This is a genomic window from Coprococcus sp. ART55/1, assembly GCF_000210595.1.
In the GTDB taxonomy this organism is placed as follows: Bacteria; Bacillota; Clostridia; order Lachnospirales; family Lachnospiraceae; genus Coprococcus; species Coprococcus aceti.
The window spans coordinates 706,159-707,382 of the sequence record NC_021018.1 but is presented as its reverse complement, the minus strand read 5'-3'; the positions used below and the strand labels follow the sequence as shown (position 1 = coordinate 707,382).

Annotated in this window: 1 protein-coding gene; it reads left to right on the top strand. The window is 42.1% G+C overall.

Features of this window, described 5'->3' with window-relative positions:
• Nucleotides 1-68: 68 nt before the first annotated feature.
• The coding region (locus CCU_RS03405) for a hypothetical protein (protein ID WP_208895956.1) at nt 69-1,224 on the top strand (1,156 nt) is incomplete at its 3' end.

The following is a 1,224-nucleotide window of genomic DNA, read 5'->3' as shown; positions in this document are numbered from 1 at the left end:
GTAGTTGGACTCAGAAACTCATTCGTGCTCAAGAAGCATGAGTGGGATTAATAGAGGAGGAAAATACAGTGTTTAAGAATAAAAAAATAGTCTTATCATCTATAGCTATTATATTCGCACTTGTAGTCAGCTCTATATTTGTGAATTATACACTGGCTAACTCCGATTCTCAGGCTTCCCTGAGTGATGCGAACGGCAGCGGAAGCAAATCTACAAGTCTGACAGGATTGTCCAATATCGATCTGGCAGTCAAGAACTCCAACGATGCTGGCAAGAAACAGACAGGAGAGGACAAATTCAGAATCGTCCAGATAGTACCTGATTCATATAGTGGTAATGCAGATATGGATGAGAAGCTGAAGGAAACCGTCACTGATAGCAAGTTTTCAGGTGATGCGAAGAAGCTGACAGGATACGATTCAACAACATATCTCTGGAGATATGTGTATGCAGGTGAGTATTTTAGACTTGCAGTGTTCAATGGATATAAGACGATAAGCGATAACATGGCTGCCGGTGCGGTGACTCTTACAACTTGTACAGTCAGCGAGCTGAACAGCATGGATACAACAGCCCAGGGAATCCTCAATCAGGCGGATTTCATATATATTTGGGCGAATGGTGCCAGCGATTATGCCAGCAAAGCAAATGATATAAGCGAGGATCTGTATAACTGGTTGGATGCGTATGCTACAGCAAACTCACATCCTATAGCATTGTGTACAGGAACTCTGTGTACATCAGAGCCAGAGCTTATAACAGGAAATAATGATGATTACAGAATGGGTGCACTTGCATACAAGCTGATCACTAAGGGTGCTGTGGCAAGATATGATAATGTCCTTGTTACAGAGCCGGATTTCTTTAAGACACTTTATCAGGAGGCAGATGATAACAAGACGACTCCTGATATAAACAAGACAACAAAGACGATCTCTGACTTTATTCTTCAGGCAGAGAGAAAAGCCAGCGAGGGTGGTAGCGATTACCTTAACTATGGAACATACTATAAGTGGTATGAGGGTGTATCAATACTTGATTTCCTTGATGGTAACATACCGGATAATATCAAGGATTCCACATATGATAAGGCTGGTTCAAGATCAGGTCTTACAGGAGACAGAAAGTCGTGGAACTTTGATAATGCCAAGATACTTGTGATTTCAGAGGACGGAGCCGGCAGTGCAATGTTCAGTGAAATCACAGAGAAGAATAGCAGTGCTA